The organism is Paenibacillus sp. cl141a, from assembly GCF_900109305.1.
In the GTDB taxonomy this organism is placed as follows: domain Bacteria; phylum Bacillota; class Bacilli; order Paenibacillales; family Paenibacillaceae; genus Paenibacillus_AQ; species Paenibacillus_AQ lautus_A.
In genome coordinates, this window is the sequence record NZ_FNZO01000001.1 from 891,030 (window position 1) to 905,110 (window position 14,081).

10 protein-coding genes and 2 riboswitches are annotated in these 14,081 nt (G+C 52.4%); of the genes, 6 read left to right on the forward strand and 4 right to left on the reverse strand.

What is annotated here, in order from left to right; translation table 11 throughout:
• Positions 1 to 24: 24 nt before the first annotated feature.
• On the forward strand, positions 25 to 1,671 hold the full coding sequence (locus tag BMX45_RS04210; RefSeq protein WP_090908628.1) for a YcdB/YcdC domain-containing protein: 1,647 nt from the start codon (positions 25 to 27) through the stop codon (positions 1,669 to 1,671).
• A gap of 371 nt (positions 1,672 to 2,042) precedes the next feature.
• Here the strand turns inward: BMX45_RS04210 and gcvPB are convergent, their stop codons facing one another.
• From gcvPB to gcvT, 3 genes are read right to left on the reverse strand one after another with little or no spacing between them, the layout of a single operon-like run.
• Positions 2,043 to 3,500: an aminomethyl-transferring glycine dehydrogenase subunit GcvPB gene (gene gcvPB / locus BMX45_RS04215; RefSeq protein ID WP_090908629.1), complete on the reverse strand. Its 1,458-nt coding sequence runs from the start codon at positions 3,498 to 3,500 to the stop codon at positions 2,043 to 2,045.
• On the reverse strand, positions 3,497 to 4,846 hold the full coding sequence (gcvPA, locus tag BMX45_RS04220) for an aminomethyl-transferring glycine dehydrogenase subunit GcvPA (protein WP_090908630.1): 1,350 nt from the start codon (positions 4,844 to 4,846) through the stop codon (positions 3,497 to 3,499). The genes gcvPB and gcvPA overlap by 4 nt, the downstream gene beginning before the upstream one ends.
• Complete coding sequence (gene gcvT / locus BMX45_RS04225; protein WP_090908631.1) at positions 4,843 to 5,955, reverse strand: glycine cleavage system aminomethyltransferase GcvT; 1,113 nt, start codon at positions 5,953 to 5,955, stop codon at positions 4,843 to 4,845. Before gcvT ends, gcvPA begins: the two co-directional genes overlap by 4 nt.
• Before the next feature lie 217 nt (positions 5,956 to 6,172).
• Positions 6,173 to 6,273: riboswitch (glycine riboswitch) on the reverse strand.
• 186 nt (positions 6,274 to 6,459) lie between these two features.
• Positions 6,460 to 6,580: riboswitch (glycine riboswitch) on the forward strand.
• A 169-nt stretch (positions 6,581 to 6,749) separates the two neighbouring features.
• Here gcvT and gcvH point away from each other — a divergent pair.
• Positions 6,750 to 7,139 carry a glycine cleavage system protein GcvH gene (gcvH, locus tag BMX45_RS04230; RefSeq protein ID WP_090908632.1) on the forward strand — a complete coding sequence of 130 codons (390 nt, stop codon included), beginning with the start codon at positions 6,750 to 6,752 and terminating at the stop codon, positions 7,137 to 7,139.
• A gap of 112 nt (positions 7,140 to 7,251) precedes the next feature.
• Here gcvH and BMX45_RS04235 read toward each other — a convergent pair whose 3' ends face one another.
• Positions 7,252 to 8,169 carry a DMT family transporter gene (locus tag BMX45_RS04235; RefSeq protein WP_090908633.1) on the reverse strand — a complete coding sequence of 306 codons (918 nt, stop codon included), beginning with the start codon at positions 8,167 to 8,169 and terminating at the stop codon, positions 7,252 to 7,254.
• 101 nt (positions 8,170 to 8,270) lie between these two features.
• Between BMX45_RS04235 and BMX45_RS04240 the strand changes: the two genes are divergently transcribed.
• The 4 genes from BMX45_RS04240 (at position 8,271) to BMX45_RS04255 (ending at position 14,024) form a co-directional block, all read left to right on the forward strand.
• Positions 8,271 to 9,719, forward strand: coding sequence for an aminotransferase-like domain-containing protein (locus tag BMX45_RS04240; protein WP_090908634.1), 1,449 nt, complete (start codon positions 8,271 to 8,273; stop codon positions 9,717 to 9,719).
• A gap of 188 nt (positions 9,720 to 9,907) precedes the next feature.
• Entirely contained in the window at positions 9,908 to 10,150 is a 243-nt protein-coding gene (locus BMX45_RS04245; RefSeq protein WP_254777943.1) for a hypothetical protein, read from the forward strand.
• A 264-nt stretch (positions 10,151 to 10,414) separates the two neighbouring features.
• Positions 10,415 to 12,484: a catalase gene (locus BMX45_RS04250; protein ID WP_090908635.1), complete on the forward strand. Its 2,070-nt coding sequence runs from the start codon at positions 10,415 to 10,417 to the stop codon at positions 12,482 to 12,484.
• A gap of 253 nt (positions 12,485 to 12,737) precedes the next feature.
• Complete coding sequence (locus BMX45_RS04255) at positions 12,738 to 14,024, forward strand: histidine--tRNA ligase (RefSeq protein ID WP_090908636.1); 1,287 nt, start codon at positions 12,738 to 12,740, stop codon at positions 14,022 to 14,024.
• The last annotated feature ends 57 nt before the right edge of the window (positions 14,025 to 14,081 follow it).

The following is a 14,081-nucleotide window of genomic DNA, read 5'->3' on the forward strand; positions in this document are numbered from 1 at the left end:
ATAGAGAAGGAGGCGAAGCGGCATATGACCATGGATGTCCAGGCACTACGGGCAGCTGCGGGAACGATCACCTTCATACCCGAGCATTATGAACTTGTTATGGAGGATAACACCCCTAAGGGGTTCGATGAAAAAGAGAGAACGTTTATCTGGGAGGACCCTCAATCCGAGAACAGCCGAATTGAGGTTTCATTAAGCCTGGAGACCGGTCAGCTGATGAGGCTTCAGATCGATCAAGAGCGTGATGACACGAGATTGGGAAGGACGATAGAGGCAGGACGTACCATGGAGCAGGCAACGGACATAGCTAAAACGTTCATGATCCGGCATCATCCGAATTATGCAGCGCTTACCTGGATTCGATCAGAGATCAAACGAAACTATATTGAGATTGGGTTTAGGGCAGAGGCCGGCGGATTGCCGCTGCCGAGCTCAGGTTGTGAGGTCCGGCTTGACGCCGATTTCAATATCGTGCTTTACAAGGCGAAAGAATTCCCGGTAATGGAGCTGCCGGTTTGGCCGGACAGGCTCGTTAGTGCGGAGGCTGCGAAGCAAAGGATTCTTCAGGATATGGAGATGCAGCCCATCATAACCACACTGTATCCCTCTATATATGACATGGAGGGGGAAGAAGATCAGCATCGGCTGGTTTATGAACCGATTCAGGGGCGTCGTAAGATCGATGCCGTTACGGGTGAACCCTTACATAACCTGCAGCATGATTTGCTGCCGCCGACTGTTTCAATCACGCCTGCGGATCCCGGTAATTCAGATAACGCCTATACCGTTAAGCCGGTTCTCCCATCAAGGACCGGAACCGAACATTCAAGCTCAGATGAAAATTCAGATTTAATTCCATTCTGGGAGGCCCAGTTGGGCATTGATACGGAGCGGTATGTTCTGGATAAGCCTAGGGGAGACGATCAAAACCTGATTTTATTGTACTTTGATAAAAGCGATATGAACGAGGATGAAGCGGATCAATCGGCGACCGATCCGTTATCGGTGGACCGATATTTTGAACGGCGGTGGGGAAATACGCTTCGCAATCTTCAAGCAGCTTACATGATACATGTCGATAAGGCCACAGGCAGCTTAGAGGCGTACCATTATAATCCTGAGAGCTCCGACGGAGAGACGGTGCTTTCTCGCGAGCAATGCTGGGAACGAGCAGAGCTGTTCTTGCAGAGATTTTTTCCTTCATACGCCAAGTATTTGCGGCTGGAAGTGAAATGGGATTGGGAAGCCGGGATAACGCACAGTGAGCAAGAGGAAGATGAGGGCGAAGCTGAGCCGTTGGATCGGGAATTCTTCCACTTGCCGTTATATATCGATCAATACCGGGTACGTTTGGAGCGTGTAAATATTTGCGTAAGCACGATTACGGGAGAAGTGCTTCTCTACCGCAGTGTGTCTCACGAGAAAATCCGTGAACTGGAGGCTTGCCAGTTTAAGGCTGCGGTTTCTGCGTCATCGGCACTCGCACGATATGCGGAACAGCTGGATGTGTCGCTCAGGTGGCATATGGATGGTGATGACGGCACGGCACACTACCGGTTAATCTATGATCCCGTATACAAGAGACGAGCAAAAACAGGAGTAAGCGAATCAGAGTATCTTTTGGAATTTATTGATGCCGTTAGCGGAGAATTGATATGGTCCAAATTCTGAGCCACTGAGCGATGCTGAATCGTTGGCATGAGTAGTACCAGAAATGACCGTAGGTTTATTGAGATAGATGGAAAAGGCCAGCCCAAGTCCTTGGGGTGTCAGAGCTTCATATGACGGCAAGGCAAGTGGGCTGTTGCTGTGTCTAAGATCCATCGGATGCATTATACTTATATTATTTAACATAAAAAGGGTGTCCCTACAGCCGCTGCTACGGCGAGGGACACCCTTTCTCTATAGAGAAGAGAGCATGAATTTCAGAGACGCACCACATCTAATCTTTAGCTTGCAAGAAAACAGCCGCTGTATGCGGTCTGCCTTCTCAGAAAGCATGTCGGTAGCTGTTAAGCTATTATAACGGATCAACTCCCGCGTTAACCGCAGGTGCAGTTTAGTACCGGTTTGCGCGCGGCCGTCGTTTCGTCTAGTCGCTTCACAACTGTGGTGTAAGGGGCGTTAATGACAACGTCCGGCGTAGACTCGGCTTCTTTTGCGATCTGGATCATTGTGTCAATGAAACTGTCCAGCGTTTCTTTGCTCTCCGTTTCGGTCGGCTCGATCATGATGCATTCCTCCACGTTGAGCGGGAAATAGATGGTTGGCGGATGATAGCCGAAATCGAGCAGCCGCTTGGCAACGTCCAGGGTTCGCACGCCGTACTCCTTCAGCTTTCTGCCGGACAGCACGAATTCGTGCTTGCATAGGCCCGGGTAGGCCACTTCGTAATAAGGAGCCAAACGATGCATCATGTAGTTCGCATTCAGCACGGCGAGCTCAGAGACGCGGCGAAGTCCTTCCGGTCCATAGGTGCGAATATAAGCATAGGCACGAACCAGAATGCCGAAGTTGCCATAGAACGCCTTCACGCGGCCGATCGACTGGGGACGCTCGTAATCCCAGTAGAAGGTGCCGTCTTCGCGCTTGGACACGATCGGTTTCGGCAGGAACGGGACCAGCAGGCTTTTCACGCCGACAGGGCCTGCGCCGGGACCGCCTCCGCCATGGGGTGTGCTCATCGTTTTGTGCAGGTTGAGATGGACCACGTCAAAGCCCATGTCGCCTGGTCGGGTAATTCCCATGATGGCGTTGGAATTGGCTCCGTCATAGTACAGCAGACCGCCGGCGTCGTGCACGATTTCCGAAATTTCCACGATCTGCTCCTCGAACAGGCCAAGCGTGCTCGGGTTCGTCAGCATCAGGGCCGCCGTATCCTCACCAACGACGGCGCGGAGGGCATCCAGATCCACCATGCCCCGTTCATTGGATTTAATCGTGATCGTGTCGTAACCGGCTACCGTTGCGCTGGCCGGGTTCGTGCCGTGAGAGGAGTCGGGTACGATGACCTTGGTGCGTTTCTCGCCGCGGCTCTCATGGTAGGCGCGAATCAGCATCAGCCCCGTCCATTCGCCATGGGCACCCGCAGCAGGCTGCAGCGTTACTTGATCCATGCCGGTCAATGCGGCCAAGTCGTTCTGTAGGGTATACAGCAGCTCCAGTGCGCCCTGAATGCTTTCCTCAGGCTGGTACGGATGAATCTTGGCAAAACCGGCAAAACGGGCAACATCCTCGTTAATCTTCGGATTGTATTTCATCGTGCATGAGCCGAGCGGATAGAAACCGTTATCGATGCCGAAATTCCGTCGCGACAGCTCGGTATAATGACGGATGACATCCACCTCATAAACCTCCGGCAGTTCGGCTGGTTTGCTGCGCAGCAGGCTCTCCGGTATGAATGAAGCGGCGTCGGTTTCCGGTACGTCGCATTCGGGCAGAGAATAGGCGACCCGGCCGGGCTTGCTGAGTTCAAATATCAAGGCTTTTTCCGGTTTCATACAATCGCCTCCAATTCACCAATAAACTGGTCGATTTCTTCCTTCGTCCGCCGTTCGGTCACGGCGATCAGCATGCATCCATGAAGCTCAGGGTACGAAGAGCCTAGATCGTAGCCGCCGATATAACCGGCCTCCAGCAGCTTCGAGTTGACCTCCTTCACGTTCGTTCCATCCGGCAGCTTCACTACGAATTCATTGAAGAACGGAGAGCTGAATGGGAGAGATAAGGAGCCCTTGGCGACGAGGTCGGCAGCGTAATGGGATTTGCGCACATTCAGAAGCGCTGCCTCCTGCATGCCGGCTTTACCCAGCGTAGACATATAAACGGAGGCACACAGCGCGAGCAGTGCCTGATTCGAGCAGATGTTCGACGTTGCTTTTTCCCGGCGAATATGTTGTTCCCGTGCCTGCAGCGTCAGCACAAAGCCGCGCTTACCGTCCTTATCGACGGTTTGGCCCACGATCCGGCCGGGAATACGGCGCATCAGCGGTTCGGATACCGCAAAGAATCCGCAGGTCGGCCCGCCGAGAGAGGCAGGAATGCCGAGCGGCTGGGCATCGCCGACAACGATGTCGGCCCCAAGCACGCCAGGGGATTCGAGCAGCCCAAGCGACAGCGGGTTTACGCTCAGCACGAGCAATGCTTTTTGATCATGAACCAAGGGCTCGATCGATCTCACGTCCTCAATGCAGCCGAAGAAGTTCGGCGATTGCAGAAGCACGGCTGCCGTGTCATCCGTAACGGCAGCGGCGAGCGCATCCAGGTCGGTAACGCCGTTAACGATGCCGACTTCAACGACTTCCAGATCGAGGCCGTGAGCCGAAGTCAGAACGATCTCCCGGGCTTCCGGGTGAACGGCTCGGGAAATAACGATTCTCTTTCGTTTGGTTGCCCCGCTGGCAAGCGCCGCTGCCTCAGCCAGTGCCGTTGAACCGTCATACATGCTGGCATTGGCTACTTTCATGCCGGTCAATTCACAGATGTAAGATTGAAATTCAAAGATCGCTTGCAGCTCGCCTTGGCTGATCTCCGGTTGGTATGGCGTGTACGCCGTGTAAAATTCGGAGCGGGAAATCACATGATTGAGGACGACGGGAATGTGGTGGTCATACAATCCGGCTCCGAGAAAGCTGGTATACCGGTCGAAATCGGCATTGCGGTCCGCCAAGCGGCGCATATGCTTCAGCAGCTCTGGCTCACCCAGCCGTTTCGACATCGGGAGGACGCCGTTGTATCGGACGGATTTAGGGATATCGGCAAACAGGTCTTCGATGGTCTCCGCTCCGACGGCGGCAAGCATGTCGGCCTGATCTTGATCTGTCATAGGCAAGTAACGATGCTTCATGATAAGGCAGCTCCTCTTTTATAGAATGGTGTCTTAACCACTTTGGCTTTTAATTTCTTACCGCGAATCTCGACCCATACTTCGGAATCCAAGCTTGCATAAGGGGTTTCGATCAAGGCCAATCCGAGATTTCGCTTGAGCGAGGGAGATTGAGTACCGCTGGTCACTTCTCCGATCGGTTCACCATTACCGTTGTATACAGGGTAATGGGACCGCGGGATACCGCGGTCAATAAGCTCGATGCCAACCAGCTTACGCCGCACACCGTCTTGTTTCTGCTGCTGAAGCGCTTCCCGTCCGATGAAATCGCCGTTGTCCAGCTTCACGAAATAACCGAGGCTGGCTTCAAGCGGTGAGATCGTGCTCGAAAGCTCCTGTCCGTACAGTGGCAGTTTCGCCTCGAAGCGGAGCGTATCGCGTGCACCAAGTCCGGCCGGAATGAGTCCATGGTCTTCCCCCGCGGTTAACAGACCTCTCCAGATATCCGGCGCATCCCCGGCGGAGCAATAGATTTCAAAGCCGTCTTCTCCGGTATAACCGGTCCGTGAGAGCAAGGCGGCATGGCCGCATACTTGCGCGTTCTGGATAAAATGGAAGGAGGGGAGATCGCCGAGCGTCTCCGAGGTTGCCTTCGACAAGATGTTCTCGGCTGCAGGTCCTTGGAGTGCAATCAGTGCCGTCTCCGCGGATACGTTCCGGATGGCGACATCACCTGTGACGTGTTCATGAAGCCACTGAAGATCCTTATCGATGTTGGATGCATTCACAACCAGCATGAATCGATCCGACGACAGTTTATACACAAGCAGGTCATCGACCGTACCGCCGTTGTCATCACACATTAGCGTATACTGGGCCTGACCGACCGTAATTCGGGTGACGTCATTCGTGATCATGTTCTGGATGAAAGCTTCGGCGTCTTGTCCGCTGATCATAAATTCACCCATGTGGGAGACGTCGAACAGGCCGGCGTGCTTGCGTACGGCTTCATGTTCTTGCACGATGCCGGAAAATTGCACGGGCAATTCCCAGCCGCCGAAATCGATGCAGCGAGTAGAAGGAAAATCGGAATAAAGCGGGTAAAGCGGTGTACGTTGTAATGAACTCATCTCTTCACCTCTTTAATTGGCATGGTTAATCGGGGAAACACCAAAAAAGGACAGACAGAAGGATAACAAGCCGTGCCCAAAAAGCCCGCTCGTTGCGTAATCCTTCTGCTCTGTCCTTTGTACCTGAGAGTTACCCCACATGTCATGTTAGTGTTGTGTCAAGCGTGTGTGAGTTTCCCCGTGGGTGATTCTTTATTCAGAATTCTCTCCAGAGGTGCGTCCGGTAAAGGTCCTTTTGCCTGAGAGATTCACCGTGATCCGGCTTACTCCTTCGGCGCTACCTGTCAGTCTGTCGGTAATCTCTCCCGCTACCATCATCCGCGCGATACATATTGAGTTGTCATCTTCCTACGTTCTTGTGATTATTATAAACGTGCCTCTCCATAAAGTGTCAACCTTTATTTCATAAAAAAATATGTTCATGTTTAAAATTTTGTTAGAAATCTTGACATCGACTCGTCCCTGTTTTATTCTGTGGGAGAATAAGCCAACCGAATATGCGAATGACGATGGATGGGAGAGACCGCTAACGAGTTGGGGATAACCCGAGCGGCACCGAAGGAGCAAACCGTTATGCCTGCCGGGCTGACGAGTAATCTCTCAGGTAAACGAACCGCCATCCGACGCAGCTCTGGAGAGTGCGCAAGCCACCCAAGGGGAAAGATCGAACCGTTATGAGGCGGCCGATCACAAACTCTCAGGTACCGAGGACAGAGAGAAGGCGAAAGCCTTTTTTCGCGTCCTTTTTTTCATTCACCTTAATTTCATTTTTAAGAAAAGAGGAGTATTCGAAAATGAGCGAAATCAGAGAGAATTTGGTGTACAGCGACGATCATGAATGGGCATTGAGGGTTGATGGAAATGTGGTGCGCGTCGGTATTTCCGATCATGCGCAGTGCCAGCTGGGCGATATCGTATTCGTAGAGCTTCCCGAGACTGGCGCATCGGTTTCTGCAGGTGATAGCATCGGCACCATTGAGTCGGTCAAAACCGTTTCGGAGCTGTATTCCCCTGTTTCCGGAACCATTACGAAAGTGAATTCCTCCTTGGAAGACCAGCCTGAGCTTGTGAACGGAGAGCCATATGAAGGCGGATGGATTATGGAGGTAGAGGTGGAGGGCGATCTGGACGAAGCGCTAGGCAAACTGCTGACCGCGGATGCTTATCGTGCCAAAGTGGATTAGGAATCGTAACATAACAGTAGGATCACATAGCATAACGGCTGTGACACGTAACGAGAATTACGGGTCGCAGCCGTTTTCATATGCCCATTCATTCGAGGAACCATGCCACGCTTTATCCCGAGCTTGATGCCATGCGGCGCGACATGAAACGTGTCCTGAGCTCAGGCAGATTCACGATCAGAATCCCGCAGATAATGAACAAACTGCCTAGGACCGAATAAAATGAAATCGTCTCGCCGTACAAAAATGCACCGAGTCCCAGCGCGATGATCGGCGACACGAAGAGCCAGGTGGACGGGAAAAAGGCATTCGTCGCTTTTAGCAGCCAGGCATACAGGCTATGGCCCAGCATCGAGCCGACGATTGTCAAATAAAAGACCGAACCTATGGCCGGCATCGTTGTCAGCCCAGTCCATTGCCCGCGTTCACTGAACAAGGATAGAAGCAATAAAGCCAAGCCCCCATGCATCATCTGCACCGCATTGATCGTAATCGGCGAGATATCCGGCATGTCAAAGGACAGTTTGCGGGTAGCAAGCGAGCCCACGCTATAACCGATTTCGCCTATAAGGATGACCATGCAGCTCAGAATCCAGATGAGGTCGCTCCCGATCGCCAGCTTGGGCATAATGAGCACGCACACGCCCGCAAATCCGACCGCACAGCCCCAGTAATCGCTGCGCCGGGCTTTCTTCCGCATGACAACGGATTGAATCATCAGGATCATCATAGGGCCCGTAGCCGACAGTATGGCGGCAATGCCAGAAGCTACATGCTGCTCGGCCCAATACAGCGTCGCAAACGTCAGAAACGTGCTGGTCATCCCGATCAGAAGGAATTCCTTGCGCAGGAGCAGGCTCGGTTTTGCCTTGCGCTGCAATATCATCCATAGGAAGATGAAGGCGCCCGCCAGAAGAAACCGAAGCCCCGCCGAAAGAAATGGCGGCAGTCCTGCCTCCACGCCGATTTTGATGGCGAGAAACGTGGTGCTGAAAATGGCGCACATTAATAAGTAGTTAAAAATAATCATGCTGCATCCTCCTTTTTCTATACTATAATAGGTAGTTAATAGAACAGATTCGGGTCTGATAGAACAGATTCGCCTGCAAATAAATCAGGGGGAAAGAACAGATGAAGCTTTCGATGATGGATGAAAAGGCAGGAAAAGGAACATTGCAGCAGCTGGTTTACGACACCGTTGCGAAGGGCATTGCAACAGGGGAGTGGAAGGAGTCTGACAAGCTGCCGTCGGTTAGGGTTATGGCGGAGCGTTTGAAGGTTCATCGATTAACGGTATTGAAGGCTTATCAGCAGCTGTTAGAGGATGGCATCGTGGAAGTGAAATATAAATCAGGGTATTTTGTGGCGAGTAAGGCAGAAGACATTTCGGCGGAATCCCTTGCATTCAGCCCGCCTTGGGAATATCAGGCCAGATCGCTGTACGTCAATCGCAGCCGCTTGTCCGACATTCACAGGCATCAGGTCGATTACCAGATGTCGGAAGCGCTGATCGATCCTGCGCTGCTGCCGAATGCATTCTTGTCCAACCACGTCAAACAAGTGTTTGACATGTATCCGAAGGTATTGAGCACTTATTCTTCGGTGTCCGGAGATTTGGAGCTGCGCGAGGAAATGGCCCGGTATTTCATGGAGAAGCAGGGCATAGCGGTTCATCCGGAGGAACTGCTGATTACGACGGGATCCCAGCAAGCGATTGATCTGATTTCGCGCTCGCTCGTCAAAAGCGGAGATGCTGTATTGATCGAACGGCCGACATACAGCCCGGCGATTGATGTTTTTGTTCAGCAAAATGTCAATCTGCTCCCCATCGAGATTACGCCGCAAGGATACGACCTGGAACATATCGAATATTTGATGCGGACGGAGAAGCCGAAGCTGTTCTACATGAACCCGACGTTTCAAAACCCGACAGGATACACGGTACCTGTAACGCAGCGGAAGGCGCTGGTTGAACTAGCCGAACGATATGAATGCATTCTGGTGGAGGATGAGGTTTATCACGACATTTATTTTGGAGATCCGCCGCCGCTGCCCTTTTTTTATTACGATACGGAGGGTTACGTCATTCATATTCGAAGCTTTAGCAAATACGTTGCCCCTGGCCTGCGGATATCGGTCCTGGCCGCACGTCCGGAGCTGATGAAGGTAATCGTACCGGTCAAGGCGCTTTCGGACAACGGTACGCCCTTGCTGACGCAAAAGATCTTTCAGCATTATTTCTTCTCCAGCAGGCTCCAGGAACATGTGGCCAAGCTTCGGATAGCGCTGGAGCTTCGAAAAGCGAGGATGGAGAACCTGCTGGCGGCTACGGATTGGAGCTGGAGCAGCCCGGGAGGCGGCTTGAATCTATGGATACGGCTGCCGGAAACGATCAACGTGGATGCGTTATTGCAGCAATGCCTGGCGGAATCGGTAGCGTTTGTTCCTGGACGGATATGCGATCCGCTGGATCGGATGGAATCGTGGATCAGGCTTAGTTACTCTTATATCAGCGAGGTTCAGCTGGATGAGGGAATACGTCGCCTCGTCGAGATATCGGACCGTGTGAAGCTGAAATAGCGGACATATTGGCATGATTTTAAGGATGAATCGGACAGCAAAGAGAGTTTTTATGGGGCTTGCTGATGAAGAGCAGTCAATTCCCCTAAAAAAGGTTTGAAGTCATGTCACAAAAACAGCCCCCATCTCGTGATATGTGCAAATCGCATAAACCAAAGGAGATGGGTTGTTTTGATAAAGGATTTCACATGCGTTGTCGTAGGGGGGCTTTGAAGCATAAGGGCGTAAACCGATTCTTCACGGCCCTGATCGAAGGAAATGCTGAACATGTCCTGTCCCTGCTGAAGGACGATGCCGTCCTTCTGTCCGATGGCGGCGGTAAAGTGATCGCGGCGTCAAGGCCGGTCGAAACCCGGGAGCGGGTTGCCCGTTTTCTTCAATATCCGGAATGGATTGCTGCAGGATATCTATATCGTGAGAAATCCGGATAAACTGACAGGGATTTAAGCCATTACAGTTTACATTGCGGCCGACCTCTGAAGAGGGGGGCTGCTTTTTTTATAGGCAAGGGAAACGTTGAATTTCCCGGCGCTAAGCTTGCAGCTCGATTGCATGAGCTTTTTATGAAGGTCGGATGAAACTGGATTCGTATTCCATATTGCAGGGTAATTAGATGACGGGTTCGCAAGCGGATCTGTTACCAAGGGAAACACTCGCCAGAGACTCATCTACTACATAACCAGGAGGTTCCGATCATGGACAATTCAAATTCCAACTCGAATGTCAACAACAGCAACAACAAGACGAGCAAGGACCAACAGCTGGAACAATTTACGGTAGACAATGACGGCAAGAACTTGACTACGAACCAGGGGCTTACGGTCTCTGAGGATGAGCATTCGCTTAAGGCCGGCGAACGCGGTCCGACACTAATGGAGGACTTCCATTTCAGAGAGAAAATGACGCATTTCGACCATGAGCGAATTCCTGAGCGCATTGTGCATGCCCGCGGTTTTGGAGCCCATGGTTATTTTCAGTTATATGAATCGATGAAAGATTATACCAAAGCCAAATTCCTGCAGGATCCTTCCGTCGTGACGCCCGTATTTGTCCGGTTCTCGACGGTGGCGGGCTCCAGGGGCTCAGCCGACACCGTGCGGGACGTGCGCGGTTTCGCAACTAAATTCTATACGGAAGAGGGCAACTATGATCTGGTTGGCAACAACATGCCTGTATTCTTCGTACAGGATGCGATGAAGTTTCCCGATTTCGTTCACGCGGTAAAGCCCGAGCCCCATAACGAGATTCCGCAGGCGCAATCCGCTCACGATACGTTCTGGGATTTTGTAGCTAACAACACGGAAAGCGCGCACATGGTGATGTGGGCGATGTCGGACCGTTCGCTTCCGCGAAGCTTCCGAATGATGGAGGGCTTCGGCGTGCATACCTTTCGTTTCGTGAACGAGGAAGGAAAGGCGCATTTTGTGAAATTCCACTGGAAGCCCGTGCTGGGCACTCATTCTCTCGTGTGGGACGAAACGCAGAAGCTGGCAGGAAAGGATCCCGACTTTAACCGCCGCGATCTATGGGATGCCATCGAAACGGGGAACTATCCGGAATTCGAATTTGGCGTTCAAATGATCGGGGAGGACGAGGAATTCAATTTTGATTTTGATATCCTCGATCCGACGAAGATATGGCCGGAAGAGATCATTCCGGTCAGAATCATCGGAAAAATGACGCTTAATCGCAATACGGATAATTTCTTTGCGGAGACGGAACAGATTGCTTTCCATCCGGGTCATGTCGTGCCGGGCATCGATTTTACCAATGATCCGCTGCTGCAGGGACGTCTGTTCTCCTATACCGATACGCAGCTGTCCCGTCTGGGCGGGCCGAATTTCCACGAAATTCCGATTAATCGTCCGATTGCGCCGGTTCATAACAACCAACGGGACGGGATGCACCGCATGACCATTAACAAGGGGCCGGTCAGCTATCATAAGAATGGCATTGCGGGCAACACGCCCAAGCCCGTTCCAGCCGAACGAGGCGGCTACGAGCATTATACCGAGAAGGTGGAGGGTCGCAAGGTGCAAGCCCGAAGCGACAGCTTCAAGGATCACTTCAGCCAGGCGGCTTTGTTCTGGAACAGCATGTCCGAGGTGGAGAAGCAGCATATCGTATCCGCATTCCAGTTCGAGCTTGGCAAAGTGCAGCGGAAGGAACTTCGACAGCAGATCGTTGACCTGTTTGCGAATGTGGACAGCGAACTCGCGACAAGAATTTCGGAAGGGTTAGGAACCATTCCTCCCCAAACCAGCGGCTCTGCTTCCAAAGACTCCTCTCCGGCTCTCAGTATGATGAACACCGTGAAGCTCCCATTAACACGCAAGGTGGCTGTGCTTGCAGGCAATGGATTTACGGACGAGCTTCCGTTCGTGCTTGCGCAGCTCCAGCAAGCCGGCATCATCACCGAAGTGGTTAGCGCGAAGCTTGGCGTCATTACAGGCAAATCCGGCGGAGAACTGGAAGTGAAACATTCGCTCCTGGGGGCGGACTCGGTGTTATTCGACGCGGTGCTTGTCGCGGGCGGGACGCTAAGCGTGTCAGAGATCCTGACGGAGCAGAAAGTGCTGGACTTTATCAAGGAAGCTTATCAGCATTTCAAACCGATCGCGGCTATCGCCGAAGGAATGAATCTGCTTCCGGCGGCGAGCGGTGAAGGAATCGTGGTCGCTCAAGAGAATGAGGATTCGAAGCTGTTCGGCCAAGCCTTCATTGATGCAATTGCGGCCCATCGCCATTGGTCCCGAACCATCTGAGAGGAATTGCCCTTGAATATATAGATCAGCTGCGCTATAATTCCCCTTAATCAATGGCTTAAAGTGAAGGGGATTATGTTATGAACAGCATCAAATCCAATCAACTTCATCATCACAAGCAGCGTTAGCACCCCTGTAATTCTACAGGGCGGGCTAACGCTGTTCGCGTTGGCCTCCCTGCCGCATACCAAGCGCGCGGGACCATGAGGTCCGGCGCGTTTTTTATTTTCTTGGGACGAAAGGATGAGCAGCGATGCAGAACGTAAAAGGGACATATGATTATTTTGGACAGGAACAGGCTGTAAGGAGAAAGGTGCAATCGACGCTTCGCGAAGTGTTTGAATGTTACGATTACACGGAGATGGAGTCAACCATCCTGAATGAATTGGAACTGCTGTCTTCCAAGTACGCTGGAGGAGAAGAAATACTCAAGGAGATGTATCAGCTGACGGATCAGGGAGCGCGGCAGCTGGGACTGCGATACGACCTGACGATACCGTTCGCCAAGGTGATCGCGCTGAACCCTGGCATCAGCCAGCCATTCAAGCGATATGAGATGGGGAAGGTATTTCGGGACGGCCCGGTCAAAAGGGGCAGATTGCGGGAGTTTCTGCAGTGCGACGTCGATGTGGTGGGGGTTGCGGGTCCGGAAGCGGAAGCGGAGCTGATGCAGCTCGCAGCCGAGGTGTTCCGAAGACTTGATATTCCGATTGTCCTCAGGTGGAACAATCGTGGCTTTCTGGGCGAACTCCTGGGAGCTATGGGCGTACCGGCCAACTTAAGTTCATCCGTCATGCTGACACTGGATAAGCTGGACAAGATTGGGAGGGAAGGGGTTCGGAAAGAGCTCGCGGATAAGGTGATTGATCTGGAGATTAGCTGCCGGATCCTGAGCTTCGTGGATCTCAAGGAACCGACGTTTGGGCAGATTACCAGAACATACAACCTGGAGCCGGGGCGGGGCGCGCGCGAAGTTCAAAGCCTGCAAAGCCTGCTGCAGCGTGTCGGTTTGCAGGACATCTGCGTATTTGATCCGTTTCTTTCCCGGGGTTTATCGTTTTACACAGGAACCGTTTACGAAATTTACGACGCGTCCCATGCTTTTCGTTCAAGTCTGGGCGGAGGCGGCAGATATGACGCGATCATCGGGCAGCTTGTTGGACGGGAAGATATGGCATATCCGACGGTAGGGCTTTCGTTCGGCATGGAATCCATTATGGAGATGCTTCGGGACCGGGGGGTTGAAACGAACAGGCCACACGTTGTCGTTATCCCGATAGGAGAAGCTGTCCCGGAAGGATTGATGGCTGCTGCGGAACTTCGGAATCGCGGCATTCGTACCCGATTGGCTACCCAGCGGCGCAAATTGAAAAAGACCTTGGCCTCCGCTTCGGCCGAAGGCATCCCTTATGCCATTCTGATCGGCGAAGATGAAGCGGCGGCTGGCGTGCTTCGCTTGAAGAACATGTCCGACGGCATGGAGCTTACATTAAAAATGAAGGAAGCGGAGGAGTTCATAAGCCGGAATTTGATGGTTTGATATGAAACGAAGGTCCTCTGTTGTGGAATAAGGACGTGCAATCTATGGCTGACGGTT

Bases quoted from the DNA above. Each gene is read 5' to 3' on its own strand.
- BMX45_RS04240 (WP_090908634.1), top strand. From the start codon at position 8,271: ATGAAGCTTTCGATGATGGATGAAAAGGCAGGAAAAGGAACATTGCAG.
- gcvPA (WP_090908630.1), bottom strand. From the start codon at position 4,846: ATGAAGCATCGTTACTTGCCTATGACAGATCAAGATCAGGCCGACATG.
- BMX45_RS04210 (WP_090908628.1), top strand. From the start codon at position 25: ATGACCATGGATGTCCAGGCACTACGGGCAGCTGCGGGAACGATCACC.
- BMX45_RS04245 (WP_254777943.1), top strand. From the start codon at position 9,908: ATGCGTTGTCGTAGGGGGGCTTTGAAGCATAAGGGCGTAAACCGATTC.
- gcvPB (WP_090908629.1), bottom strand. From the start codon at position 3,500: ATGAAACCGGAAAAAGCCTTGATATTTGAACTCAGCAAGCCCGGCCGG.
- gcvH (WP_090908632.1), top strand. From the start codon at position 6,750: ATGAGCGAAATCAGAGAGAATTTGGTGTACAGCGACGATCATGAATGG.
- BMX45_RS04255 (WP_090908636.1), top strand. From the start codon at position 12,738: ATGCAGAACGTAAAAGGGACATATGATTATTTTGGACAGGAACAGGCT.
- gcvT (WP_090908631.1), bottom strand. From the start codon at position 5,955: ATGAGTTCATTACAACGTACACCGCTTTACCCGCTTTATTCCGATTTT.
- BMX45_RS04250 (WP_090908635.1), top strand. From the start codon at position 10,415: ATGGACAATTCAAATTCCAACTCGAATGTCAACAACAGCAACAACAAG.
- BMX45_RS04235 (WP_090908633.1), bottom strand. From the start codon at position 8,169: ATGATTATTTTTAACTACTTATTAATGTGCGCCATTTTCAGCACCACG.